We start from the raw sequence: 24,411 nt of genomic DNA, 5'->3' as shown, positions 1-24,411 counted from the left end.
AAGAGCCCGGAAGGTAGTAAATGCTGCGTATTCTAGAGTGAGGTGCGCGGCTAGGCCTCTATTCAGGGTGACACTACTAGCGTACCTCTTCGAAAAATTACGCTCGAAAGCTTACATCAAACAAAAAGCCGTTCCTGCATCAGAAACGGCTTTTTGTTTGATGTAAGGTGGCCTACAGATTCTCGCCCTGGCGGACTAACCCGGCAATGCCCATGCGCTGCAGACGCTGCCGCGCTTGTTCGGCATCAGCCTGGGTGGCGAAGCGGCCTACTACTACACGGTTGAGCGGTTTGCCAGCGGCCGAGTTGGTGGCCACGGTAGACACGACCAGCTTCGGCTCGAGGTTCTGAATTTTCTCCACCATGGCCTGGGCGTTGCGCAGGTCGCCAAAAGTGCCGGCCTGAATAACGTAGGTAGCGGTGGGCTCTGCCAGCAGGGCAATGTCGGCGGCTTCTACTTCACCAGCCTGGATGTTGGTATGCACGTTTACTGCGGCGCCGGTCGTATCCTGTACCAGCAGGGCCGTCAGGTTCTCAGGCGCATTAGTAGGGCCTAGGGGGGTGTCTTCAGGCATTACTTCCGCCACTATCGACACGGCTCCTTGTGAGACAATTCCTAGCGGGCGGGCGGCTACTTCTGATAGATCTAGGATGCGCTGATGGCGGAAGGGGCCGCGGTCGGTTACGCGCACTACTACTGCCTCGCCCGTTTCGGGGTTGGTAACGCGCAGCCGGGTGCCAAAGGGCAAGGTTTTGTGCGCGCAAGTGTACTGGTGGCGGTCGAAACGCTCGCCGTTGCTGGTGCGGTGACCTTGGTGTTCCTTCCCGTACCAGGAAGCGCGGCCCCGCAGAACGGCGGCCTTTTTGGCCGAAGCGGCCGGGGCTTTTTCATCATCACTTACCCGCAGCGTGCGAGCCGAGACCGAGAAGGCCGTCAGCAACACGAGGAGCATGGCCATCATCAAGCCCGAGACATGCAGTCGTACAATCAACTTCATTTGTTCTCTTGGTTGGTGAGTCTGACAAATCTAGAAGCCTCCACCAAACCACCTCTTTCCTGTAAAACGTATAAGGTTGCATCTATGCTTTGTAATTTACCTTTTCTAAGAAAACTTGTATTTAAATAATTCCCTGTAACCGTGCTAAAACATCTATTGTGTTTCCCCAAGACTGTTTTTGTATTCTTATTAGGCTTATTCCGGGACAGCTGAAAAATTAGACTATCAACAGCTAAAAAAATTTTGGCATTGGATGGTCCGCTATCCTTGGAGCTAGGTTGCAAAAGTCCCGGGATTTTCATAAGGATAAGAGAGCTAAGCCACTTGATCAGGCGCTTGCGAAAGGCGCAAGAGAGAGCACAGTTTCAGCGTACCTTTGGGTATGGATTTTGGCCGTCTTTCCGACCTGCGCTACGTTGATTTTCGCCTGCCCCCAGACCACCCCGAAACGGCTGGTATATTGGCCCGCGCTCTGCCCGCGCAACCAGCTCCACCGCGGGTGTATGTGGGCTGCCCTATCTGGACAAACAAGGCATGGCTGGGTACGTACTTTCCGGCGGGCATCAAAGATGCGGATTACCTGCACCATTATGCGCGGCAGTTTAATAGCATCGAGCTCAACACTACCCATTACCGAATTCCCGATGCTACCACGGTACGCAAGTGGCGCGAGGCCGTGCCGGCATCGTTCCGGTTTTGCCCCAAGCTCCCGCAAAGCATCAGCCACGACCGTGCCCTCTATAACGCCGACGACCTGACGGTATCGTTCTGTCGGGCCATTGAGGGCTTGGGCGAAACCCTTGGCCACGCCTTTCTGCAACTGCCGCCTACCTTCGGGCCTGAGCATTTGCGCCGCCTGGAGCGCTATTTGCTCGATTTCCCCGACTACATCCCTTTGGCCGTGGAGCTACGCCACCCCGCTTGGTTTGCTGATAAAGAGTTGCTGGGCGCCGTGTCGGCAATGCTGGAAGCACTGGGCAAGGTGTTGGTGCTGAGTGATGTGGCCGGGCGCCGCGACGTGCTGCACATGCGCCTAACCACACCCACGGCCTTCGTGCGCCTCAACGGCCACGGTCTCGTCGACTCCGACTTCCGGCGCGCCGACGACTGGGCTGCCCGCATTGCCAGCTGGCTGGAGGGTGGCCTACACGCGGCTTATGTGTTCATTCATCAGAAAGACATTATGCACTCGCCGCTGTGGGCGCAACACTTTCTGGCCCGCCTGCACCATCTGACCGGTATGCAGGTGCAGCCCCCCCATGTAATTCCGCAGCCAGTACAGGGGAGTTTGTTTTAAATGAGAAGTGGCCTAGCTGCTTCTGGTTGAAGTGCTAGGCCACTCGGTATACATCAACAAATCAATTAGGGCACTAAGCTGAGCTTCACGCCAATTTCCAGGTTTGGCGTAGGTCGCCGTTTGTATTGAGAAAAGCGGTCTTGATCAGAGAATCGGAACGGGTTTGACACTCCGCCCCCGGCGTATACATCTATCAGCCCGTGGCCGCCAATACGCCGTTGCATGCCCCATAACAAGTTTAGCGTAGAGTAATCGTAGCCAAAGTAATTGCGCACATTATAAGAGTTCTGGGTACGGTAAGAGAACAGCGAGGAGGAAGAATGCAGCGCTAAGTAGTTACCTACAAACGGCCCAGTCGCCCGCCCTTTCTGCTTTCGCTTCTCTTGGTTGTAGTAGTAACGGACGCCAGCATCAGCACCAATTTCGCGCAGCAGTGGGCGGTTGTAGTAGGCGGTGCGGTCAACAATATTCAAGCCCCCAAACAGATTGCCATACATGGAAACGGCGGGCGTAAGATGGTGCTCGACCCCTAACACTACAGGGATACTCAACCCAGAAAAGCCTCCAAATTCAAACCCATGCGTTAGGCCAGTACCGACTTTAAACAAAGTGCTTTTGGCGGGAGCCTCAGTGGTAGGAGTGGAATAAATGGGCTGAGTTGGAGTAGTCGGAGTAACAGACTGAGCGAAGGTAGCTAGTGGGGCAGCGAGGGTAGCAGCTAGCAGCACCTTTAAATAGACAGCACACATAGAGAATGAGAGTAAAACGGTTGTAGAATAAATCGGAAGCGCAATATAGAGTGGGCCTAAGGGCAAACGGTTGGTAGAGGTAGCCTTTATATTTTCTAGGGTTGTGCTTTCGTGGCTCTAATAAAATATGGGGAGCTTGGCCTCCGTGATACGCCATGGCAAGGCAAATCACGTATCTTGAGCCTGCGCCCCACCTGAGGCCTGCTCAACCATATGAATGCACCGGCTTTTGCTCTACTCTCTACCCTCTCTTTTGTATTAAGTGCTACGCGGGTAGCCGCGCAGGTTGCGCCCTCACCAAGCGCTGAAATACACTGTTCGCTTGTAGCCCTCGATCCTCTCACGCGGGCTAATAAGGTGCCACTCATTGTAGAAGGAGAGGTGCTTGAAAGTCGGGGTTTCCGAGGCACGAATGGACGCATTTTCACGGCTAACCGGGTGCGGGTATATAAGCTCCTGAAAGGCACTAGCGGCGCCGAGCTAACCCTTATCACGGAAGGAGGTACCGTAGGCCTAGACCGCCAAGTGCTTACCAATACCCTTAGCCTGACGCCCGGCGAGCAAGGAGTGTTTTTTCTGGAGCCCGCAGCCTTTCCGGGTACGGCCTCAGCCGGTCCCGCCTGGGCGGCCTACGCCAGTCAGCAGGGGTTTGTGCGCTATGAGCTAAGTGATGCTACCGCCGCCGAACCCTTTCGGACCTACCCCGCCCTCGACGACTCTTTCTACCAAGCACTGGTGCCCGGAGCTCAGCCCCGCTTAGTCCAGACCAACCCGGCCCTAGAAACGGCCCTACGTCGCCGGGAGGCGCCCACCACTGCCAATAAGGTGTTGGCCCCGACCATCACCACGCTGGCTCCACTAACCATCACGGCCGGCACGGGCGCGGTACTCACCATTTCTGGGGCGGGCTTCGGCAACACGCGGGGCAACGGCTCAGTGGAGTTCCGTAATGCTGATGATGGCGGCGCCTCCTACACCAAGATAACGGATGCCGACTACGTGAGCTGGTCAGACAACCAGATTCGGGTGCTGGTGCCATCGTATACCTCCACCGGCAATACGGCCGGTACAGGTACGGTGCGCGTGACCACCACCGATCAGCAACAGATAGCTAGTGTGCTGGCCGTTACCATTATTTACGCAGCTACTAACGCTCAAGATAATGCCTCTAAAGCGCGGTCGGTGCCCGGGGAGCTCAATCAAAACACCCGTGGGGGTTACACCTTTCGCTTCGATGCCGGCTTTGCTGCCAACACGGCGGCCAGTGCTGCCTGGCAGCGAGCCTTGATTAGCTGGCGGTGCCAAACCGGCGTGAACTGGGAAGTGGGAGCTACTCGCACTAAAACTGGCGTAGAAGATGATGGAGAAAACTCCGTGGGCTTTGACAGCGGTACGCAACTGCCCGCCAATGTGCTAGGTCGCACAACCAGCTACTACACCGGCTGTTACCTGGACGCTGGTAGAACGCGAGTAAGCTTCTACGTGAAGGAAATTGATACCCAGTTTGATGATGCCAGCGCGTGGCAGTTCGGCCCCGGTAACCCCACCTCTTCGCAGGTAGATTTTGAGTCGGTAGCGCTGCACGAGCTCGGCCACGCCCAGCAGCTTTCCCACCTGATTCTGCCCCGCGCCGTGATGCACTACGCCGTATCGCGGGGACAGGTAAGCCGCACGCTAAACACTGCCAGCGACGTGGCGGGTGGCCGTTACGTGCTGCGCACCCGCAGCTTCGTGAACCCCGAATGCGGAGGGACCCCCATGCTACCGGCGCCCCTCATCGGCCAGTTTGTGGAATTTGTGCCCGGCGTCGGGACGGTGCTGCAGTGGTCTACCCGCGACGAATGCTTTTTGTCGGGGTTTGTGGTGGAACGGGCTACCGCTACTGATACTACCGCTGCCGGTTGGCAAGTGGTTGGCAACGTAGCGGCTGGTGTTTCGGGCGGGGCCTACCGCTTTACCGATGCGCAACCCCTGTCGGGCCTGAGCTACTACCGCCTGCGCGTCCGGCGGCCCGATAACTCCCTCGATAAAGTGGTGCCGCTCGTAGCTACTGATAACCCGTCGGTGGCGAGTGGCCTAGAGTTTTACCCTACTATAGTAGAAGGGGCTGGCTCGGCGGTGCGGCTTCAGTATCAGGCGGGCGCCAGTTCCGGAGCCCTTACCTTGCGTTTCTACGATATGATTGGGCGCTACCTGGGCGGCACCGTCTTAAACTATCAGCCGGGGCTCAACATTCTGCCCGTTACCCTGCCTCCGCTGCGGTCCGGGACGTACGTGGCCCGCTGGACTGACTCTAACGGCCCGAAAGGCAAAGCCCGGTTAGTGTTTATCCCGTAGGGTCAGGCAGAGTTCATCGAAAGAACATACAAACAAGCTCAACATTGGGTCCGGTTAAATACCTGACGTAGCAGTGTGGCCTAGGGCACGGCGCGTACGGTAACGGCACTAGGTGGCCTGCGCGGGTCATCTGGCGTAGTCTTCGCTATTACTGGCTCTGGTTGCCCACTGTTTATGGTGTCTTTTCGAGTTATTGCGGCGGTAGCATGGCTATCGGGCCACGTGGTGCAGGCCCAAACTCCCGCTTCTCCATCTACTACACGGCCACTAAGAATATCAGCGGGCACGGCTAGGCCAGTGCCTCCCGATACCACCCAGGAGCAACCCTGGAGCCTGCACTTTCAACAAACCCTCATCGACCAGTGGCATGCCCCATTTAGCGCTCCGTACTCCGGTGCCTATAGCTTGGCGCCGCGCGAAAAGGCGAAGCTCTCATTTACCTCCACCGCCTTTATCGGGCGGCGTCTGTGGTCGGGGGCGGGCCTGTACCTCAACCCTGAAGTGGCAGGGGGAAGTGGCCTGAGCGGCGCCCGTGGCATTGCGGGCTTCACCAACGGCGAAACTTTCCGAATTGGAAATCCTGCCCCGCAGCTCTACCTAGCTCGGCTCTACCTGCGGCAAGTGTGGGCGCTTGGAGGCGCTCGGGCAGTTGTTGAGGATGGTCCCAACCAGCTTGGGGGCACAGCCCCGCAACGCTACCTAGCTTTAAACTTGGGCAAAATCAGTATTGCTGATTTCTTCGACCAGAACAGCTATAGCCACGACCCACGTACGCAGTTTTTCAACTGGAGCCTGATGAGCAACGGCGCCTGGGACTACCCGGCCAACACGCGCGGCTACACCGTGGGGGCTGTGGCCGAGTACGTTACGCCGGCATTTGCGCTTCGGGCGGCTACTACGCTGGTGCCAAAGCAGGCTAACGGCCCCATTCTAAACTACCACTACGGACAGGCACACTCTGAAACGCTGGAGCTGACTCGCGCCTACCACGTAGCCCAGCACCCTGGCCTAGTGCGCCTACTGGCCTACCGTATCGTGGCTAATATGGGAAGTTACCGGCAGGCTACCGCTTTAGAAGTACCCGATATCACGGCTACGCGGGCGATGGGGCGCACCAAAACTGGCCTGGGCCTCAGTGCCGAGCAGCAGCTTACTCCAGCTATAGGCGCTTTCGGGCGAGTGAGCTACAATGATGGCAAGCACGAAACGTGGGCCTTCACCGAAATTGACCGCTCAGCCAGCCTAGGCCTGGTAAGCACGGGCACGCGCTGGCATCGCCCCGACGACCGCCTAGGCCTAGCGGTCGTGGCAAACGGCCTCTCTGCCCCACACCGCAACTATTTGGCGGCGGGCGGCTACGGCTTCATCATCGGGGATGGCAAGCTGAACTACTCCCCCGAGATGCTCAGTGAGGTGTACTACAGCCTTAACCTGTCGCATTATCACGCGGCCATCAGTCCCGACTACCAGTTTGTACTGCATCCCGCCTACAACCGCGACCGAGGCCCCGTGAGTGTGGCGGCCGTACGCTTACACGTCGCGTTTTAGAAAGGCAGCAAAGGCACCCACGCGTGGCCTAGCGTTTCAGTAGCATGGCCCCATACGAGTAGCCACCCCCAAATACGGTAATTACTACGTGTTCTCCTTCCTGCAGGCTAGGCCAGGTATCGGCGAGGGCAATGGCAGCGCCGGCGCAACCCGTGTTGCCCAACTCCTCGATGTTCGACACGGCCCGGTCTTCGGGCAGGCCTAGCTGTTGCAGCACATTCTTAGTGATGCGCAAGTTGGCTTGGTGCGGAATCAGGTACCGAACATCCTCCACGCCTAGCTGATTGCGCTCCAGTACCTGCTGCGTGACGCGGGTCATATACTGGCAGGCGTTCATGAATACGTCTTTGCCGAAGGGCATCACGATGCCTTTTTCCACCGGTTTCAGCGTCACCGATACGTCGGCCTTACCAATGTTACCAGCTCCGCCCGTGATGACCGTGCGCACATCAAGGTCGGTGGGGGCTAGGCGCTCGGGGGTGAGTAGTAGCGCCGCGGCACCGTCGCCCCAGAGGTGGCCCGCCATGGTGTCCAGCTCGTTGTTGTAGGCGGTGTTGTGCTCACTTACTACCACCAGGGCCCGGCGGGCTTTGCCCAGCGCAAAGTAGCCTTCCACAATTTCAATGGCATTCAGCAACGAAGAGCAGGCCGAGGAGATGCTTACTACAGGAATATCCGACACATCTAGCTCGCGTTGTACGGCATGGGCCAGCGTGTAAATAGTATCGTGGGGGGTGTAGGTGGCGCCTACAATCAAGTCTACCTCAGTGGCGGCAAATGCGGAAGCGGCGGCCAGTACGCGGCGCGTGGCTTCCAGGGCCATGGTGTTGGTATTTTCTCCGGCGGCAGCTTTCCGCCGCGCCCGAATGCCGGTCCGCTCGGTAATCCACTCGTTCGACAGCCCGTTGATGCGGGTAAAGTGCTCGTTAGTGATGATTTCGGCGGGCAAGTAAGCCGCCACCTGATGAATGTACACGCGGTAGTGGGAGGAATGAAGGCAAAGCAAATACGGAGCAAGGTACGCCGCTCATCTCAACTTACATGGCCTTTTCAGCAGATGGCCCGTACTTTGCACGCCGCATCTTCGTTGAACGGCCTACGGTAGGCCGAGTTGGGCTGCGAGTCTTACAAGATTATGATGTTTTCGAAGGCGTTTCGCCATACAGCCCTAGTAGCCAGTATTGGGTTGCTGGCGGCCACCACCGCGCAGGCACAGAAGTACCGCACCGCGGCCGGTATTCGGGTTGGGGGCGGGCAGTACGGCCTTACCGTGCAGCAGAAGATTTTTGAGAAAACGACCCTCGAAGGCCTGGGCCTAGTATCGTCGCGGGAGGTGTCGGCGACGTTGCTAGCCGAGCGGCACTTTGGTATTCTGGGGCCCAGCCTCAACTATTACTTTGGGGCCGGGGGCCACGTGGGTAACCACAAGGACGATGGCGCTTTCGGGGGCATCGATGCACTGGCCGGCGTGGAGTATAAGATTGCCCTGTCGCCCATTGTGCTCTCCGTTGACTTCAAACCCACCGTGGAGTTTGGCTCCGACGATTGGGCCCGCTTTCCTACGGCGTTTTCCGTGCGTTACATCCTAGTGAAAGAGAAAAACACTAGCTTTATTAACCGCGTCTTCAGGGGCGACAAAGACAAACCCAAGTCGAAGGAGAAGACAAAGTCGGGCACCCGCCGTGGCCTGTTCGACTTCTAGGCCACTTGCTACTAAAAGCAGCCTGAACCCAACTAAACCACAACGCCCCGACTGCTAAGCAGCCGGGGCGTTGTGGTTTGTGAGGAGTTGCCTAGGCCTATTCGCGGTGAATACGGCCGCTGCCAACAACAGAGCTGCTGATTTTGGGGCTGCCCATCACGTACACGTCGCCGGAACCGACAATGCTTGCATCGAGGCTTTTGGTGGCCATAAGACGGCAGTTGCCCGAGCCGCTGATAGCTACGTGGCAGGCTTCGCTGCGCAGGTTGCTGGCTTTCACATTGCCCGAGCCACTCACGCTGATGTCCTGCGTAGGAGCCACGCCCGCAATGTCAATGTTGCCCGAGCCCGAAACCGCCGTGTTGATTTTATCAGCTGTCAGGCTCACGAGTTCAATGCCGCCCGAGCCGCTCACCGACAAGTTCAGGTCAGTAGCCTTCACGGCCTCGGCGGCTTTGATGTTGCCCGAGCCGCTTACTATTAAGCCTTTGATAGTGGGCATGGTTACGTACACCTTAATGGAACCCCGGTTACGGTACCACGAGTTACCGTTAGTCGGTTTGGATCCGATGCGCAGTCGCCCGTTGGTTACGGTAGTTTCGAGGTGTTTCAGGTCTTCGGGGTCACCTTCTACTTCCACTTTCTGCGGGCTACCCTGGCGCAACACTACGTTGGGAGAGCCCGCCAAGGTCAGAGAAGTGAAGTCACCCACTTGACGGGTTTCGCGCGTGTCTGCCAGCCGCAACCGGAAGCTAGGAAGCACGAATAGCGCCAGAAGCAGCGCGGGAAGTAGTAAGCGAAGCGTTTTCATGAGCTAAAGAAATAAGTGATAGAAGATGAGTGTCAGAGAGATAGATGAAACCTACTCTATAACCGTTGCCCCAACAAGCAAAAGAATTTCACCTGACTGACATAGGATAGAAAACCGGTTGGGTTTGAGAGCAAGCAAGTGGCCTAGGCCACTCAGCTTTAGCTATTTCCGTATCAAATAACCCCCGGCAATTTCGAAGCAGTAGTAGGCAACGGGTGGACTTTCTCGTCGCAATAAAAAAGCCTTCCTGCGTAAGGCAAGAAGGCTTTTTGCTGGCATGGACTTTACTACTTACCAGATCTTCACACGCGCCGAGTCGGACAGGTAGAGCTTCTGGCCAGGCTGCACGTTGAAGGCCTCATAGAAGGCGGGCACGTCGGCGAAGGGACCATTTACGCGATACTGTGCCGGGGAGTGCACGTCGGTGAGGATGCGCTGGGCCAGTACCTCATCGCGCTGGTGGTTCTGCCAGCCCAGCGCGTAGCCCAGGAAGTAGCGCTGCGTAGGCGTGAGGCCACCAATCTTCTCGCCCTTCTTGTACTGATCCGTCTTCTTAAACGCATCGAAAGCAATGACGATGCCGCCCAAGTCGGCAATGTTCTCGCCGGCGGTGGCTTTGCCGTTGATGTGCAGCGAGTCAAGCACGGTGTAGCCGTTGAACTGACGCACAATGCCGTTTACGCGCTTCTGGAAGGCGGCGCGGTCTTTCTTACTCCACCAGTTGCGCAAGTTGCCGTTCTCATCAAACTGGCTGCCTTCGTCGTCGAAGCCGTGGGTCAGCTCGTGGCCGATGGTGCTGGCACCAGCATAGCCGTAAATGATGGCGTCGTCGGCGTCTTTGTCGGCTAGGCCAGGTACCGAGAAGATGGCGGCCGGCAGCACAATCTCGTTGTTGCTGGGGTTGTAATAGGCGTTATACGTCTGGGGCGTCATTTGCCACTCGGTGCGGTCAACGGGCTTACCCAGCTTATTGATGTTGTAGCGGTACTGCCACTCATTAGCCCGCATGACGTTGGCCAGGTAAGAGTCGCGGGTAATCTTCAGGGAAGAGTAGTCGCGCCACTTGTCAGGGTAGCCCACTTTAGGCGTAATCTTAGCTAGCTTCACCAGGGCTTTTTGCTTGGTGGAGTCGCTCATCCAGTCCAGGGCCTGAATATGGTCGCGGAAGGCTGCTACTACGTTTTTAGTCAGTTCGGCGTAGCGCTCTTTGGTTTCGGGAGTGAAGTATTCCTTCACGAACAGCTGGCCTAGGATTTCGCCCATGCCGCCTTCTTCCTCATCCAGCACGCGCTTCCAACGGGGGCGCTGCTCCTTCTGGCCTTGCAGAATGGTGCCATAGAAGCGGAAGTGCTCATCGTCGATTGGGCGGCTGAGCTGGCCGGCGAAGGTATTTACAAGGTGCCACTGCAAGTACGCCTGCCACTGTTCCAGCGGCATAGTTTTCAGCAGCTGCCCTGCCTTCTGAAGGAATTCTGGCTGGCCTACAATCACGGTATCTGCCTTGGAGAGCTCCATCTGAGCCAACCACTGCTTCCAGTTGAGGCCAGGCGTGAGCTTATCAAGCCCCGAAACGGCAATTTTATTATAGTTGGCGTACGGGTCGCGTAGGGCCTCCAGCTTGCGCGAAGAGCCAGCCAGCGCCGTTTCCAACTGCAAGATCTGGGTGCTGTGGCGCTGCGCCGTTACGGAGTCTTGGCCGAGTAGCTGCAGCATGCGCGCTACGTGGCGGACGTACTCTCGGCGGATGTTGCTGGTGCGGGTGTCTTTGTTGAAGTAATAGTCGCGGTTAGGTAGGCCTAGGCCTGCCTGGTACAGGTGCAGGGCCATTTGGTCGCTCTTCTTGGCATCTTGGTTCACATAGCCGCCAATGAGAGAATTCACGCCCAGCATCTTGTGGTGCGCAATCACGGCCTGCACATCGGCCACCGACTTGATGGCCGCAATGCGGTCAAGCTCCGGTTTCAGCGGCGCAATGCCTTGCTTGTCGATGGTTACGGAATCGAGGCCGGAAGTCCAGAAGTCGCCTATCTTCTGCTGGTTGGAGCCTTCCTTGGCATTGGCTTTGGCGGCTTCCTCGTTCAGCGCGCGCAGTCGAGCATACACTTCGTTCTGTACTTCCTTGCCAATGCCCCACGAGCTTTCGGAAGCCGGAATGGGGTGCGTTTTCAGCCAGCCGCCGTTGGCGTAGGTGAAAAAGTCGTCGCCGGGGCGCACGGTGGTGTCGAGGTTCGCTTGGAGCAGGTCGGGCTGGCCCGCGCCAGATTTGCCGCCTGGTTGGCAAGCCGTAAACACCAGGCTGAGCATGGGCGCTGCGAGCAGCCAGGGCCGCAGAGAAGGGGGGAAAGGCATAAAAGGAACAGGACTAAATGTGTAGGGCGAATGTAGCACGAAGCCACCGTTTCGCGTAGGCCTATGGACGCCGAGGGTCGGGCCGGGGCTGCGTGGGCCTAGGCCAGGTTAGAACTCTGATTCCGACCGCCCGGCGGCATCTGCGTTACCATGTATCGGCTTCACCCAGAGTCCGCCCTGCGGTCAAGATGACACCCAGTTTATCCTTATGTCGCTCAAGCTTCTGCTCCTGCTCAATTTTGCCCTGGCTACTTATCTTACCGGTGTTATCTGGACGGTGCAGCTGGTGCACTACCCCAGCTTTGCGCAAGCCGCCCGCGAAACCTTTCCCACGTTTCATCAGCAGCATTCTAGCCGCATTAGCTGGGTAGTAATGGCCCCGATGGTGTTGGAACTGGGCTTAGCCGGGTGGCTGGCCTGGCAGGGCCGGGTGCTAGGCCAGGAGGTGTGGTGGGCCCTGGGCCTGGTAGTGCTGATTTGGGCCGCTACGTTCTTTATTTCCGTACCCTTCCACAACCGCCTTGCCCACGGCTACGACTACGTGGCCATCGACGGCCTAGTGCGCACCAACTGGGTCCGGACTCTGGCCTGGACAATACGCACGGGCCTGCTAGGCCACTTACTCTGGAAAATGCTCAATTTTACTGCCTAAACTGGCCTAGCCGCTTAGCTCTCAACCACCCATCAGCCCATTACCTCATGTTACCTCCCGCCGATGCCTTACTGCCGGAACTGCAGTTCCAGACCAGCCGTAGCAGTGGCCCCGGTGGCCAAAACGTAAACAAAGTAGAATCTCGGGTAGAGCTACGATTCAGCATCCCCAGTTCTCAGCTGCTCACAGACGAGCAGAAGCAGACGCTCTTACAAAAGCTGGCTTCCAAACTAACTACTGAGGGTGAGTTGCTGATTGCCGCTCAAGAGGACCGTAGCCAACTGCGCAACAAGGAAATAGCCCTCCAGAAGTTCTACGATACGCTGCGCAAAGCCCTGCACAAGCCCAAAGCCCGCAAGGCCACCAAGCCCAGCCAAGGCGCCGTGCGCCAGCGCTTAGAGTCCAAGAAAAAACACGGCGATAAAAAAGCCAACCGTGGCCGGGTAGATTTTTAAGCAAATCCTTTGCTTCGTGCTATTCGGAATATGCTACTGGTTCTGCTGGTAGCTTGTATTGTCGTAGGATTTATAGTCCCCGGGTTTGGTATTGGGCTCGCCTTTGCCCTGTTCTGGCTTCTTATGGGCCTTTTCTATGTTGTTTCGGCAATAGCTATAGCAATGGCTTGTGCTATTTGGCTAGGGGCGCCTTTACTAGTGCGTTACGGCCTAGTGAAGCTAGCCGACTTAACGTCGGGTCCTCTATTGGCTGCGCTGCACTGGTGGGTTGCGGCCGCGTATGGCATAATAAGCGTGTTATTAGCCGGAATGCTGGTTGCCGGATGGCCTATATCTCAACGAATGGCATTATCAGTGGCTGAAAGCTATCATTTTCTGCTCTGGCTTGGCCCTATGCTACTGGCTTTGCTGCCAGCTTGGCTAGGCTTCCGACGCTGGCGCAAGGCCCATAGGACAGAATAACGGCTTTACTACAGCCGTAGCTTATTGCTCCAGCAGTCAGCATAGTGACCGTTGGAATGCCTTACATGTTCAGCAGAAAAAGGCCTTGCAGTTCACTTTAATTCAAGTCTAGTCCGAACAACACCCCAAACCAGGGCTTGCGCTGATATATCCAGTGCCGCCCATCGGGGCCTAGTAACTGATCGGCGCCCACGGCCAAGCCTAGGTTGAAGATGTGGGCGTCGTAAATGGTAGCTACTCCCGCGTGCAGCACAAAGCCTTCGTAATCGGTAGTAGCGTGCTGTCGGGTGAAGTCGGGCGTAATTTGGGAGGAGCCTAGGCCAGTGAAGATGCCGTAGCCCAAGCCCGTAGTCCGGATGATGGGCTGACGGCGGCCACCCAGCAGTTGGTGGCTGGTGAGGTGGTAAAAATCGAGGCGGCGCCCTAAGTACAAAGCCGCGTTAAAATTGGTGTTTAGCTGTACCGGTACACCAGCGCGAGGTGGGCGCACCTTGAAGGGTATCGTGAACACATCAACGTCGAGGCGACGAGCGGCCAGTACCACGTGGCGACCGGGGCGAAGACGGTAATAAGTGGGGAGCGGAGTCCAAGAAGAACGTACTTTGGCAGTGCTGTCGGGAAGCAGGTAGAGCGTATCGGCCGACTGCCGGGCATACAGGGGCCGGCCATTAGGCCAGGCGCCACGCAAGGTAGCATCGTTGGTTTGCACGGTGCTATAGCGGCCTTCCGGTAGCGCATCGAGGTGGCCTACGGCGGCGCAGCCAGCCAGCAGCCCCAAGCCGCTCAAGGGGCCTAGTAGTCTTACGGCCCATTTCACTGCGCAGAAACCCCCGTTCAGCATTGGCTCTCAGTCCTACAGAAGCTACAGTAGCGTGCCTCGCAATACAAAGGTGGCTACCGAGAAGTAAATAATAAGACCGGTAACGTCAACTAGCGTGGCCACAAACGGTGCCGACGAAGTAGCCGGGTCTAAACCTAGCTTTCGCAGCAGCATGGGCAGCATAGCCCCCGATAGTGCCCCCCACAGCACAATGCCCAGCAAAGAGAAGCCTACCGTCACGGCAATTAGCTGCCAATACTCCCCGAAGTAGCCGGGGTCGATGTAATTGGCCCACAAGACAATGCGCAACGCACCCACCACGCCCAAAATACTGCCCAAGGCCAGCCCCGACAGGATTTCGCGGCGCATTACCATCCACCAGTCGCTGAGGGTAAACTCGCCCAAGCTCATGGCCCGGATGATAAGCGAAGTGGCCTGGGAGCCCGCATTACCGCCCGCCGAAATAATCAGCGGAATAAATAGGCCTAGCACGGCGGCTTTCTGCAGATCATCCTCGAAGTGGTGCATGGCCGAAGTAGTGAGCATCTCGCCAATGAGCAAGATTACGAGCCAGCCGGCCCGCTTTTTCACCATTTTCCAAATGGGCGTATCGAGGTAGGGCTCATCCAGCGCCTCCGAACCACCCAGCTTCTGGATGTCTTCGGTGTCTTCTTCTTCCCGGATGTCGAGAATATCGTCGATGGTTACGATGCCGAACAGCACGCCCTCATCATTCACTACCGGCAGCGCCACCCGGTCGTTGCGGCGGAACACCTCAATAGCTTCTTCCTGGTCCTGCATGGCCTTCAGAAACACGTAGCGGCTGTCCATGAGCTCTCGAACCCGCTTCTGCGGATCGGCCAGCAGAAACTCCCGAATCCGAATGTCGTCAATCAGCACACCCCGCTCATCGGTCACGTAGAGCACGCTCAGTGTTTCCGACTGACCCCCGTGGCGGCGGATGTAGTCGAGTACCTGCTGTACGGTCCAGTTCTCCCGGATGGCAATGTAGTCGGGCGTCATCAGGCGGCCCACCGAGTACTCGGGGTAGCCCAACAGTTCCAGCGTCACGCGTCGCTCTGGTTCTGAGAGCGTCTGAATTAACTCCTTTACGAAATCATCGGGTAGGAATTCCAGTAGTGCTGTCCGGTCATCGGGCGACATCTCATTCAGAATGCCCGTGATTTTATCCTGCGAAAGGTTGGCAAGAAAATGCTTCTGGATGTCCAGGTCCAGGTACTCAAATACCTGGGTAGCCAAGCTCAGTGGCAGCAACCGGAAAATAATTAGCTGCTCCCGTTCTTCCTCTTCCTCAATCAGCTCAACCAGCTCCGCCGGTTCAAAATTCTTAAGGAGTTCTTTGAGCTTGAAAAACTCGCCCTCCTGAATCAGGGACGTAATGTGTTCGAGAGTCGGGTGCTGATTCATGTAAAAAAGAGGGGTGTGTCTCGCTAGGCAGAGGGAATTGGTGACAAGTGCCGAACCGGCGCGCAAAAGTAGTTTTTCCGGGTCGGATTCAGTGAATACAGAGCAGAATAAATCCGGCGCCGAAGCCCCGCCAGATGTACGACAACGGCTGAGCTTCGGACTCTCCCTGACGCAACACATGAGCGGCCGGGGGTAGTTCGATTACCAAGAGTGGCCTAGCGGAGCGTAACCTTCCCTTGCCCAAGGCAGTTGAGGAGTCGGTTGGGCGCGTACTTTTGGCGCCCGCTCATGCCGCGTTAGTCCTATGCCTCACTCGTCTGTTTTGCCGCTTGGTACGCTCGTTGCTCTTGGAGGCGGCGATGATGACGCCATGCTAGCGCTGCTCTGCGACCTGTTACCGTCTCTTGATACCCCGGTTGAAATTATCACGGTGGCCTCGCGAGATGCGTCGCGCACGGCCGGCGCGTACGAGAAAGCCCTGCGCGATTTAGGCTGCCGCAATGCCCGGCACTTGCCCATTAACGAGCACTACCGCGCCGATGCCGCCGCCACTCTGCGCCGCCTACGCCGTGCGGGGCTGGTGTTTTTCAGTGGCGGCGACCAGGAGCGCATCACGGATTTTCTGCACAACACCGAGTTTCTGCAAGTGTTGCGGGAGCGGTACCGGCAAGAGGCTACATTCATCGTGGCTGGCACCAGCGCCGGAGCCGCCGCCCTCCCCGACACAATGTTGGTGGAAGGCTACGGCTGGCGGGCCGTGCGCAAGGGCGGCATCCAGACCAAGGCAGGTCTAGGCCTGTTGCCGCGCCTGCTTATTGATCAGCACTTTATTGAGCGCGGCAGGTTTGGCCGACTGGCGCACGCCCTCATTGCGCATTCCATGTGTCTGGGACTAGGCCTGTCGGAAGAAACCGGTATCATTATCCGTGGTGGGCAGGAGGTAGAGATATTCGGTGATGGAGTAGTAGTCATGATTGACGGGTGCCACCAAGAAGGGAATAACCTAGGCCGGATTGGTCGCGGAGAACCTATCAGCGTGCAAAATTTGCGAGTAAATCTGCTGGTGGCAGGGCAGCGCCTCAACCTAAAAACCCGCCAGGTGCTGGCCGAAGTCTCGGCCGAAGGCCCGCGTGAGGAGTAGGTTTACACTGCCCAGGGTAGTTTTGCAGCACTGGGCAGCGAAGTGTAACTGCTTAGCCTGTAGTAAACTTTAAGGCGTTCAAGAAAATGTGAGCTGGCAAGCTGCGCGGCAGCAACCAGTTTAGCTAGTGCGGCACGGTCTTGCTGCAAAAAACAGGTCATGAAGTGTCACATTTCTGGAAGTTGCGTGCCGGCATAAATACTTACTCGGCTTGCCTAATAGTAGAATGTTTTTTCTACCTACATTTAGTGCTGCAACCCCAAAATTCTCACTCATTTCCTTTTTATGACTCTAAAATCTCTACTCCTCGTGGGTGGTGCGCTACTTACGGGTACGGCGGCCTCGGCGGGTGGCTACCAGGTTACGCTGGCCGGACAGAAAAATAACGGCATGGGCGGTGTAGGTGTGGGTCTCTCCCTCGACCAGGCAGCCATGTTCTACAACCCCGGCGCACTGGCCATGGTGAAGGACCGAGGTGTGCAAGTAGGCGTAAACGCCACTCTGGCCCGAAGCGCTTTCGTAGCTCAAGGCGGTAATCAGCAGCGCGAACTGCGCAACAGCGTGGTGACGCCCTTCAACCTGTATGCAGGCTTTGGCCCTGCTGAAGGCAAGTTTCGCGCAGGTATTGCCGTGTATACGCCATTTGGTAGCAAACTGCAGTATGCTGAAGGATGGGAAGGCCGCACTGCTCTGACTGACATTGACTTGAAGTCGATTTTTGTGCAGCCTACTGTAAGCTACGCTATTACTGATCAAATCAGCGTAGGTGCAGGCTTAGTAGTACTTGCCTACGGTGCCGTTAACTTGCAGCGCGACGTGCCTTTGCCGGATTCGTACGGGCATATTGAGCTTGACGGCAAGGCCGAAACCAAGCTAGGCTTCAATGCGGGTATCTTCTTTAAGCCTTCTGATAAAGTGTCGTTTGGTATTAACTACCGCTCGAAGATCGATGCACAAGTGAAAGATGGTGATGTAACGTTCACTGGTATTCCAGCTTCGTTTGCTACCCGTTTTGAGGCTACCAAATTTGGTGCTACTCTGCCTCTGATTGCTACTACCAGCATTGGGGTAGGTATTATGCCTACTGATAAGCTGACCATTGGTATTGATGGCAACTTCGCCCAGTGGAGCAAGTACGAGACGCTGCGTTTTGACTTCGACAAGCAAATCAATGGGCAGACGTTCAGCGAGTCGAAGCGTAACTACAAAGACGCATTGACGATTCGGGTGGGCGGTCAGTATAAGCTGACGGATGGCCTAACGGTTCGGGCTGGTGGCGCATATGACGAGACCCCAGTGCGAGATGGGTATGTAACTCCCGAAACTCCCGATAACGACCGTTTCAGCGGCACTATCGGGGCTTCTTATAGCTTCGGTAAGTTCGGCGTTGATTTGTCGGCGCAGTACGTGAGCATTCAGAAGCGTACTGAAACGCAGCAGCAGTTGGTTAATAATGGTACCACGGACCGTATTGCGGGAACCTACAAAACCAACATTGTGATTCCGGGCATCGGCCTGAACTACGCTTTCTAACCGCGACTTCCTTCTTACCTCATGAATACGTTTCTATTTCGTAAAGTTACGCCCTTCGTAACGCTACTCGGGCTTGGCCTCACAGCTTGCCAGCCTGACCTGGAGAAAGACTTCGAAGCCAGCCGCGGTACAGCAGACTTCACCCGCTACATTGCAGTAGGTAACTCCCTAACAGCAGGTTTCTCTGATAATGGCCTGTACCTAGAGGGTCAGCAAAACTCGTATCCAAGCATTCTGGCCAACCAGTTTCGCACAGCTGGCGGTGGTGAGTTTAATCAGCCTCTGTTCACAGAAGCGCAGAGCAATGGCTCTGGCTACCTCCGTTTGACAGGCTTCAGCGCCACTGGTTCGCCAATTACGGCCAACGTAGCGGGTAACGCTGGCCGCATAGCTGGTGCTCCAGGGTCGGCCCCCTACACTAAATACGATGGCCGAGTAGATAACTTGGGTGTACCTGGTATTCGACTGGCGGACATTCATACGGCAAACTTTGGCAACCTAGCCGGCCAGACGGGTGCCCCAACCGCGGCTACGTTCAATCCATTCTTTGAGCGTATTACCCCGCTTGGCAATAGCCAGTCTTACTTCCAGCGGGTGAAAGCGGAAGCGGCTACGGCCACCTTCTTCTCTAACTGGCTAGGCAACAACGATGTGCTAGGCTATGCTACAACTGGTGGTGTAGGAGGTGCCATTACCCGTACGGATACGTTCACGCTCAAGAACAACCGCATCATCAACGCTCTGACGGCTAATGGTGCCAAAGGGATTGTAGCGACTATTCCTGACGTAACAAACGTCCCTTTTTTCACCACCGTGCGCGTGGCTGATATCCGGGCGCGCTTCAAAGCGGCTAACCCAGCCCTGGATGTGTACATTCAGACGACCGGCACGGCTGGTGCTCAGGTAGTACGTTTGGCTACCGACAACGACCTGTTGACACTGCCCTCGTCTGCTGTTATTGGTACTACCACTACAGGCAACCCGTTCCCAGTGGGTGCAGGTCTGAGTGCGCTTCAGTCTAACCCCGTTCCTAACCAGTTTGTGCTGGATGCTACTGAGCAAACCTCGGTTCGTACAGCTACTACGGCTTTTAATACAGCTATCGTCAACAAAGCCAACGAGAAAGGTCTGGCAGTATTTGATGCTAACTCTTTCTTCTCACGTGTAGCTGCTTCTGGTTTTGTAACCAACGGTGTGAATAACACAGCGAGCTTCATTGCCGGTAACCTGTTCTCGCTCGATGGTGTACACCCAACTCCTCGTGGCTATGCAGTAGTTGCGAACGAGATGATTCGAGCCATTAATATCCAATACGGCGCGAGCATTCCGCAAATCAATCCTAATGACTACCGTGGTGTGAAATTTCCGCAGTAAGTAATACTGGCCTAGGCCAAACAAAAAGCCTCCGCTATTAACAGCGGAGGCTTTTTTTATTTAACGGTATCCAAGCAGACTAGTTTAAGAGAGTTGCACGGGCTGCAGCACTTCTGGCAGTTCAGGGGCTTTCTCCCCAGCCAGGCGAGCGGCAATTACTTGGGCGTGATAACGGCCATTTTCAATAAACCAGCGGCTGGTATTGAGGCCACCGCATACAGTGCCGGCAAGGTATACGCCGGGGCGGTTAGTTTCCAGGGTTTCGGCGTCGTGGGTGGGGGTTTGGGCGGCGTCGGTTTGACAGGTGATGCCCAGGTCGGCCAGAAAACGGAAGTCGGGGTGGTAGCCAGTGAGGGCATACACGTAGGCGGCCGGCAGCGTCTCTAGGCCAGTAGGCGTCTGCACTTCCACGGCCTCCGGAGTGATGTGCTGAATGCTAGTGTTAAACAGCGCCTTGATGCGGCCTTCCTTGATACGGTTTACCAGATCGGGCCGGATCCAGTACTTCACCGACTGGCTGATTTCCGCGCCGCGAATAACCATGGTTACATCGGCACCGGCGCGCAACAGTTGCAGCGCCGCTTTAGCGGAAGAGTTCTTGGCCCCGACAATTACCACTTGCTGACCGGTGTGGGCATACGGCTCTTTGTAGTAGTGGTTCACATGGGGTAAATCCTCACCCGGCACGTTCAGGTAGTTAGGAACATCGTAGAAACCGGTGGCAATGATGACGTAGCGGCACTTGATGCGACCCTTTTCCGTCACAACTTCATACTGGCCTAGGCCACCCTCCAAGCCCATAACCCGCTCATAGAGGCGTAGCGGAATATTCTCGGCGAAGGCCACGCGGCGGTAGTAGTCAAGGCCGTCTTCGCGCAGGGGTTTGTAGTGGCTAGTAGGGAAGGGGTGCCCGCCAATCTCCAGGAGTTCCGGCGTCGAGAAGAATTCCATGTTGGTGGGGTAGCCGATGATGGAGTTCACCAAGGCGCCTTTATCTACGGCCACCACCGAAAAGCCGCGCCGCTGCACCTCAATGGCACAGGCTAGGCCTACGGGGCCGGCCCCAATCACCACGACGTCGAAGGAAGATTCTATTGTCATATCCTGTAATACCAGTTCGGTGCCTGAGAGTTTACCGACCCAATGGCCCAGACCGCTAGCTCCCGTTTACTTGCGCTTCTGCAGCGCCCCCGTCGACCACAGAGCCCAGGCCATGAGTACGGGCTGAAAGAACAAGCGTCCGAGCCGTTTGGTGTCGGTATCTAGACCGAAAGCAGAAATATGATGGGTGTACTGATGGATGTTTCCTGGAAATACGGCCGCGTAAAATGCTGCTAGGCCTATGCCCATTCGTACGCGGTTTTTGCCTTTCAATGTGAGTAAGGCCAAGCCTAAGCCTATCTCAACCACTCCTGAGGCCAGAACAGTGGTATCTTTATCCAGAGGTACAAAATCTGGAACTTGCGCTTGAAATTCTTGGCGGGAGAAGGTGAGATGCCCTGTACCAGCTAATACCATGAAGGAGCCTAGCACTCCGCGGGCTACATTTTGCAGGGTTGTTGTGTGCGTTTTTTCTTGCATCGCAGTTTCCATCGGCTAAAAGATGCCGATACTGGGCTATACGGCCTGCTAGATTGGTCGGATACCTTACCTACAGATAAAAGCGTTTACCATTCTAATGCAGGAAGCACCCGCCCGGGTAAACCCGTTGAAACGGATTACAGAGGTGCCTCCTACGTCGGAATGACAAGCCTAAAAATCGCCTTAGGCCTAGTGCGCCTGCAGCCAATTGCTGCCGGTACCCACTTCTACTTCCAGCGGTACACCGTGGGGCAGGAGCAGGGCTTGGGTCATTAGCTCTTTGATTTTGGGCGTGATGTGCTCTACTTCTTCCTTCACGGCATCAAACACCAATTCGTCGTGTACCTGCAAGATCATACGCGTGCCGAGCTTTTCCTGCAGCAGCCACTCATGAATGTTGATCATGGCCTTCTTGATAATGTCGGCGGCGGTTCCCTGGATGGGGGCGTTGATGGCGTTGCGCTCGGTGTAGCCACGCAGCGTGGCGTTGCGGGAGTTAATGTCGCGGAGGTAACGGCGGCGACCCAGTAGGGTAGTGGCGTATTCTAGCTCCCGCGCTTTGTTGATGCTGTCATCCATGAACTGCTTCACCGAGGCAAATTCCTGAAAATAGGTGTCGATGATGTCGGTGGCTTCTTTGCGGCTGATACCAATGCGTTGGGCCAAGCCAAATGCCGAGATACCGTAGATGATACCGAAGTTCACCGTTTTAGCCTTCCGGCGCATCTCACCGTCAACTTGGTCCAAGGGCACGTGGAACACCTTACTGGCGGTGCTGGTGTGAATGTCGAGGCCCTGGCGGAAGGCTTCGATCATAGTTTTATCCCCCGAGAAGTCGGCCATGATGCGCAGCTCCACCTGTGAGTAGTCGGCGGCTAACAATACGTGCTGGTCGTCGCGGGGCACGAAGGCCTTCCGGATTTCGCGGCCCTTTTCCGTCCGAATAGGAATGTTCTGGAGGTTGGGGTTGGTGCTAGAGAGGCGGCCCGTGGCGGTTACGGCTTGGTTGAACGAGGTGTGTACGCGGCCATCCAGCTCGCACACCAGCTGGGGCAGGGCCTCCACGTAGGTTGAGCGCAGCTTGGTGAGCTGGCGGTGCTCCAGAATCAGGCCGGCGATGGGGTTATCGGCGGCCAGGGTGCTGAGCACTTCCTCACCGGTGGCGTACTGGCCGGTCTTGGTTTTCTTGATTTTGCCGCCGCCTAGGCCTAGGCGGTCAAAGAGTACTTCGCCCAATTGCTTCGGAGAGCCGATGTTAAACTCTTCACCGGCGGCCGAGAAAATCTGCTGCTCGATTTCCTGAATGTACCCTTGTAGTTCGGCTGAGTACTCGCCCATGGCGCTGCTGTCAATCTTTACGCCCTCGTACTCAATGTCGGCCAGCACCGGTACTAGTGGGTTTTCTACGTCATTGAGCAAGTCGAGCAGGCCTACTTCCTTCAGCATGGGCTCAAACACATGCTTGAGCTGCAGCGTGACGTCGGCGTCCTCGCAGGCGTAGTCCGATACTTCGGCCGGCGGCAGGTCGGCCATGGTTTTCTGGTTCTTGCCCTTTGGCCCGATGAGCGAGATAATGGACACCGGCGTGTAGTGCAGATACGTTTCGGCTAGCACGTCCATGTTGTGGCGCATATCGGGCTCTAGCAGATAGTGGGCCAGCATCGTATCAAAGAGCGGTCCGTGCACTTGCACCTTGTAGTGCTTCAGAATGGTAAGATCGTATTTGATATTCTGCCCAATTTTGAGAATATCTTTCGCCTCGAAGAAGGGACAAAACTCGTCTACCAAGGCCTGGGCGGCCTCCTGGTCGTCGTGGGGTACGGGCACGTAGTAGGCCTCGCCGGGCAGCCAGCAGAACGATAGGCCTACAAGGCGAGCCGTCATGGTGTCTAGGCCAGTCGTTTCTGTGTCAAAACTTACTTCCGTTTGTTGGAGCAGGAACTTGAGCAACGACTTCCGGAGCTCGGGTGTATCAACCAAGTGATACTGGTGGGGCACGTCAGCCAGGGTAAGGCGCGGACCCGTCGGGGCGCCAAAAGAGCCGGTTTCGCCCTCTTCGGCGCCAATGGCTACGGCTGCATCAGAAGAGCTGCCGAACAAGCTGCCCTGGCCCTCAGCCACTTTAGGGCGGCGCGAACCCGCCCGCGGGTTAGGCGCTGCACTCACTCCAGCTGGACTACCGCCACCCAGCACGCGGGCAGCCAGCTGCCGAAACTCAAGCTCCTCAAATAACTGGCGAAGCTGCTCGGTGTTGGGGTCTTCGAGGCGCAGGTTCTCCTCGTGGAATTCAATGGGAACCGTGAGGTGGATGGTGGCTAACTCCTTGCTCAGGAGACCCTGCTCGGCGTAGGTGCGTACGTTTTCCTGCAGCTTGCCCTTAAGCTTATCCACGTTGGCAATCAGGTTTTCCACTGAGCCGAACTCCTGCACCAACTTCTTAGCTGTTTTCTCCCCGATGCCCGGAATGCCCGGAATGTTATCGGAGGCGTCGCCCTGCAGGCCTAGAATATCAATCACCTGCTCCACACGCTCTACTTCAAAGCGCTGCAGCACGTGCGGCACGTCGAGAACCTCGGCGGCATTGCCCATGAAAGCCGGCCGGTAGATCTTGATGCAGTCGGTCACCAGCTGGCAGTAATCTTTGTCGGGCGTCATCATAAACACCTCGCCAAAGCCTTGGGCCTCGGCCCGCTGAGCCAAGGTGCCAATTACATCATCGGCCTCAAAGCCATCCACCATCAGAATGGGAATGTTGAAGGCCTGAATGATTTTCTTGATGTAGGGAATGGCTAGGCCTATGTCCTCGGGCATGGCCTGGCGCTGGGCCTTGTAATCGGCAAACTGCTCGTGGCGAAAGGTCTTTTTCTGGGCATCGAAGGCCACGCCAATGTGAGTAGGCTTTTCCTTCTGCAGCACCTCCACCAGCGTATTGGTAAAGCCAAGGATGGCGCCGGTGTTAAGGCCCTTAGAATTCACGCGCGGGTTCTTGCTGAACGCAAAGTGGGCGCGGTAAATCAGGGCGAAGGCGTCGAGGAGGAAAAGCTTATGGGGGCGGGCGGCAGAAGCAGTATCGGTCATGGAGCGAAGGTACGGAATGAAACAGGCCGCCGGAGCGGAAGGAAAGCGGCAACGCTACCCTTTAACACCTATATAAAGCGTTAGGACTGTAGTGGTA

The 24,411-nt window shown here is 56.5% G+C and carries 19 protein-coding genes; 9 read left to right on the top strand and 10 right to left on the bottom strand.

Going from position 1 to position 24,411, the window contains the following annotated elements; genetic code table 11:
* Positions 1-172: 172 nt before the first annotated feature.
* Positions 173-997 (bottom strand): septal ring lytic transglycosylase RlpA family protein, encoded by an 825-nt coding sequence (locus EU556_RS19005; RefSeq protein WP_135435720.1) that lies wholly within the window; start codon positions 995-997, stop codon positions 173-175.
* 382 nt (positions 998-1,379) lie between these two features.
* On the opposite strand from EU556_RS19005, the gene EU556_RS19000 reads away from it, so the two are divergent.
* Positions 1,380-2,294, top strand: a complete 915-nt coding sequence (locus EU556_RS19000) for a DUF72 domain-containing protein (protein WP_135435719.1) — start codon at positions 1,380-1,382, stop codon at positions 2,292-2,294.
* A gap of 65 nt (positions 2,295-2,359) precedes the next feature.
* Here EU556_RS19000 and EU556_RS18995 read toward each other — a convergent pair whose 3' ends face one another.
* A complete protein-coding gene (locus EU556_RS18995; RefSeq protein WP_135435718.1) occupies positions 2,360-3,043 on the bottom strand; it encodes a hypothetical protein in 684 nt (227 codons plus the stop codon).
* Between the two features lie 213 nt (positions 3,044-3,256).
* Here EU556_RS18995 and EU556_RS18990 point away from each other — a divergent pair, with 213 nt between their 5' ends.
* Both EU556_RS18990 and EU556_RS18985 read left to right on the top strand, forming a co-directional pair.
* A complete protein-coding gene (locus EU556_RS18990) occupies positions 3,257-5,380 on the top strand; it encodes a matrixin family metalloprotease (protein ID WP_135435717.1) in 2,124 nt (707 codons plus the stop codon).
* 174 nt (positions 5,381-5,554) lie between these two features.
* Positions 5,555-6,928 (top strand): carbohydrate porin, encoded by a 1,374-nt coding sequence (locus EU556_RS18985; protein WP_135435716.1) that lies wholly within the window; start codon positions 5,555-5,557, stop codon positions 6,926-6,928.
* Between the two features lie 28 nt (positions 6,929-6,956).
* On the opposite strand, the gene EU556_RS18980 is transcribed toward EU556_RS18985, so the two are convergent.
* Positions 6,957-7,904 carry a 3-oxoacyl-ACP synthase III family protein gene (locus EU556_RS18980; RefSeq protein ID WP_135435963.1) on the bottom strand — a complete coding sequence of 316 codons (948 nt, stop codon included), beginning with the start codon at positions 7,902-7,904 and terminating at the stop codon, positions 6,957-6,959.
* Between the two features lie 159 nt (positions 7,905-8,063).
* Here EU556_RS18980 and EU556_RS18975 point away from each other — a divergent pair, with 159 nt between their 5' ends.
* Positions 8,064-8,630: a hypothetical protein gene (locus EU556_RS18975; protein WP_135435715.1), complete on the top strand. Its 567-nt coding sequence runs from the start codon at positions 8,064-8,066 to the stop codon at positions 8,628-8,630.
* A 97-nt stretch (positions 8,631-8,727) separates the two neighbouring features.
* Here EU556_RS18975 and EU556_RS18970 read toward each other — a convergent pair whose 3' ends face one another.
* Positions 8,728-9,441 (bottom strand): head GIN domain-containing protein, encoded by a 714-nt coding sequence (locus EU556_RS18970; RefSeq protein WP_135435714.1) that lies wholly within the window; start codon positions 9,439-9,441, stop codon positions 8,728-8,730.
* A gap of 291 nt (positions 9,442-9,732) precedes the next feature.
* A complete protein-coding gene (locus EU556_RS18965) occupies positions 9,733-11,790 on the bottom strand; it encodes a M13 family metallopeptidase (RefSeq protein ID WP_135435713.1) in 2,058 nt (685 codons plus the stop codon).
* A 208-nt stretch (positions 11,791-11,998) separates the two neighbouring features.
* Between EU556_RS18965 and EU556_RS18960 the strand changes: the two genes are divergently transcribed.
* Together EU556_RS18960 and arfB are read left to right on the top strand one after the other, a co-directional pair.
* A complete protein-coding gene (locus tag EU556_RS18960) occupies positions 11,999-12,442 on the top strand; it encodes a hypothetical protein (protein WP_135435712.1) in 444 nt (147 codons plus the stop codon).
* Positions 12,443-12,489: 47 nt separating this feature from the next.
* Positions 12,490-12,897, top strand: coding sequence for an alternative ribosome rescue aminoacyl-tRNA hydrolase ArfB (gene arfB, locus EU556_RS18955; protein ID WP_135435711.1), 408 nt, complete (start codon positions 12,490-12,492; stop codon positions 12,895-12,897).
* Between the two features lie 559 nt (positions 12,898-13,456).
* Here the strand turns inward: arfB and EU556_RS18950 are convergent.
* Positions 13,457-14,146, bottom strand: a complete 690-nt coding sequence (locus EU556_RS18950) for a hypothetical protein (RefSeq protein WP_135435710.1) — start codon at positions 14,144-14,146, stop codon at positions 13,457-13,459.
* Between the two features lie 75 nt (positions 14,147-14,221).
* Positions 14,222-15,607 carry a magnesium transporter gene (gene mgtE / locus EU556_RS18945; RefSeq protein WP_135435709.1) on the bottom strand — a complete coding sequence of 462 codons (1,386 nt, stop codon included), beginning with the start codon at positions 15,605-15,607 and terminating at the stop codon, positions 14,222-14,224.
* A gap of 304 nt (positions 15,608-15,911) precedes the next feature.
* On the opposite strand from mgtE, the gene EU556_RS18940 reads away from it, so the two are divergent.
* The 3 genes from EU556_RS18940 to EU556_RS18930 all read left to right on the top strand — a co-directional run bounded on the left by EU556_RS18940 (position 15,912) and on the right by EU556_RS18930 (position 19,655).
* Entirely contained in the window at positions 15,912-16,748 is an 837-nt protein-coding gene (locus tag EU556_RS18940; protein ID WP_135435708.1) for a cyanophycinase, read from the top strand.
* A gap of 285 nt (positions 16,749-17,033) precedes the next feature.
* On the top strand, positions 17,034-18,281 hold the full coding sequence (locus EU556_RS18935) for an OmpP1/FadL family transporter (protein ID WP_135435707.1): 1,248 nt from the start codon (positions 17,034-17,036) through the stop codon (positions 18,279-18,281).
* A 21-nt stretch (positions 18,282-18,302) separates the two neighbouring features.
* A complete protein-coding gene (locus tag EU556_RS18930) occupies positions 18,303-19,655 on the top strand; it encodes an SGNH/GDSL hydrolase family protein (RefSeq protein ID WP_135435706.1) in 1,353 nt (450 codons plus the stop codon).
* An 84-nt stretch (positions 19,656-19,739) separates the two neighbouring features.
* Here the strand turns inward: EU556_RS18930 and EU556_RS18925 are convergent, their stop codons facing one another.
* From EU556_RS18925 to polA, 3 genes are all read right to left on the bottom strand, one after another.
* The gene (locus EU556_RS18925) at positions 19,740-20,756 is read right to left on the bottom strand and encodes a YpdA family putative bacillithiol disulfide reductase (RefSeq protein ID WP_135435705.1); all 1,017 of its coding nucleotides are present in this window, start codon (positions 20,754-20,756) and stop codon (positions 19,740-19,742) included.
* 66 nt (positions 20,757-20,822) lie between these two features.
* Positions 20,823-21,248 (bottom strand): DoxX family protein, encoded by a 426-nt coding sequence (locus EU556_RS18920; protein WP_245327797.1) that lies wholly within the window; start codon positions 21,246-21,248, stop codon positions 20,823-20,825.
* A 177-nt stretch (positions 21,249-21,425) separates the two neighbouring features.
* On the bottom strand, positions 21,426-24,314 hold the full coding sequence (polA, locus tag EU556_RS18915) for a DNA polymerase I (RefSeq protein WP_135435704.1): 2,889 nt from the start codon (positions 24,312-24,314) through the stop codon (positions 21,426-21,428).
* Between the last annotated feature and the right edge of the window lie 97 nt (positions 24,315-24,411).

Source organism: Hymenobacter fodinae, from assembly GCF_004745825.1.
GTDB classification, from domain to species: Bacteria; Bacteroidota; Bacteroidia; order Cytophagales; family Hymenobacteraceae; genus Hymenobacter; species Hymenobacter fodinae.
This window is presented reverse-complemented; position numbering and strand designations above follow the sequence as displayed.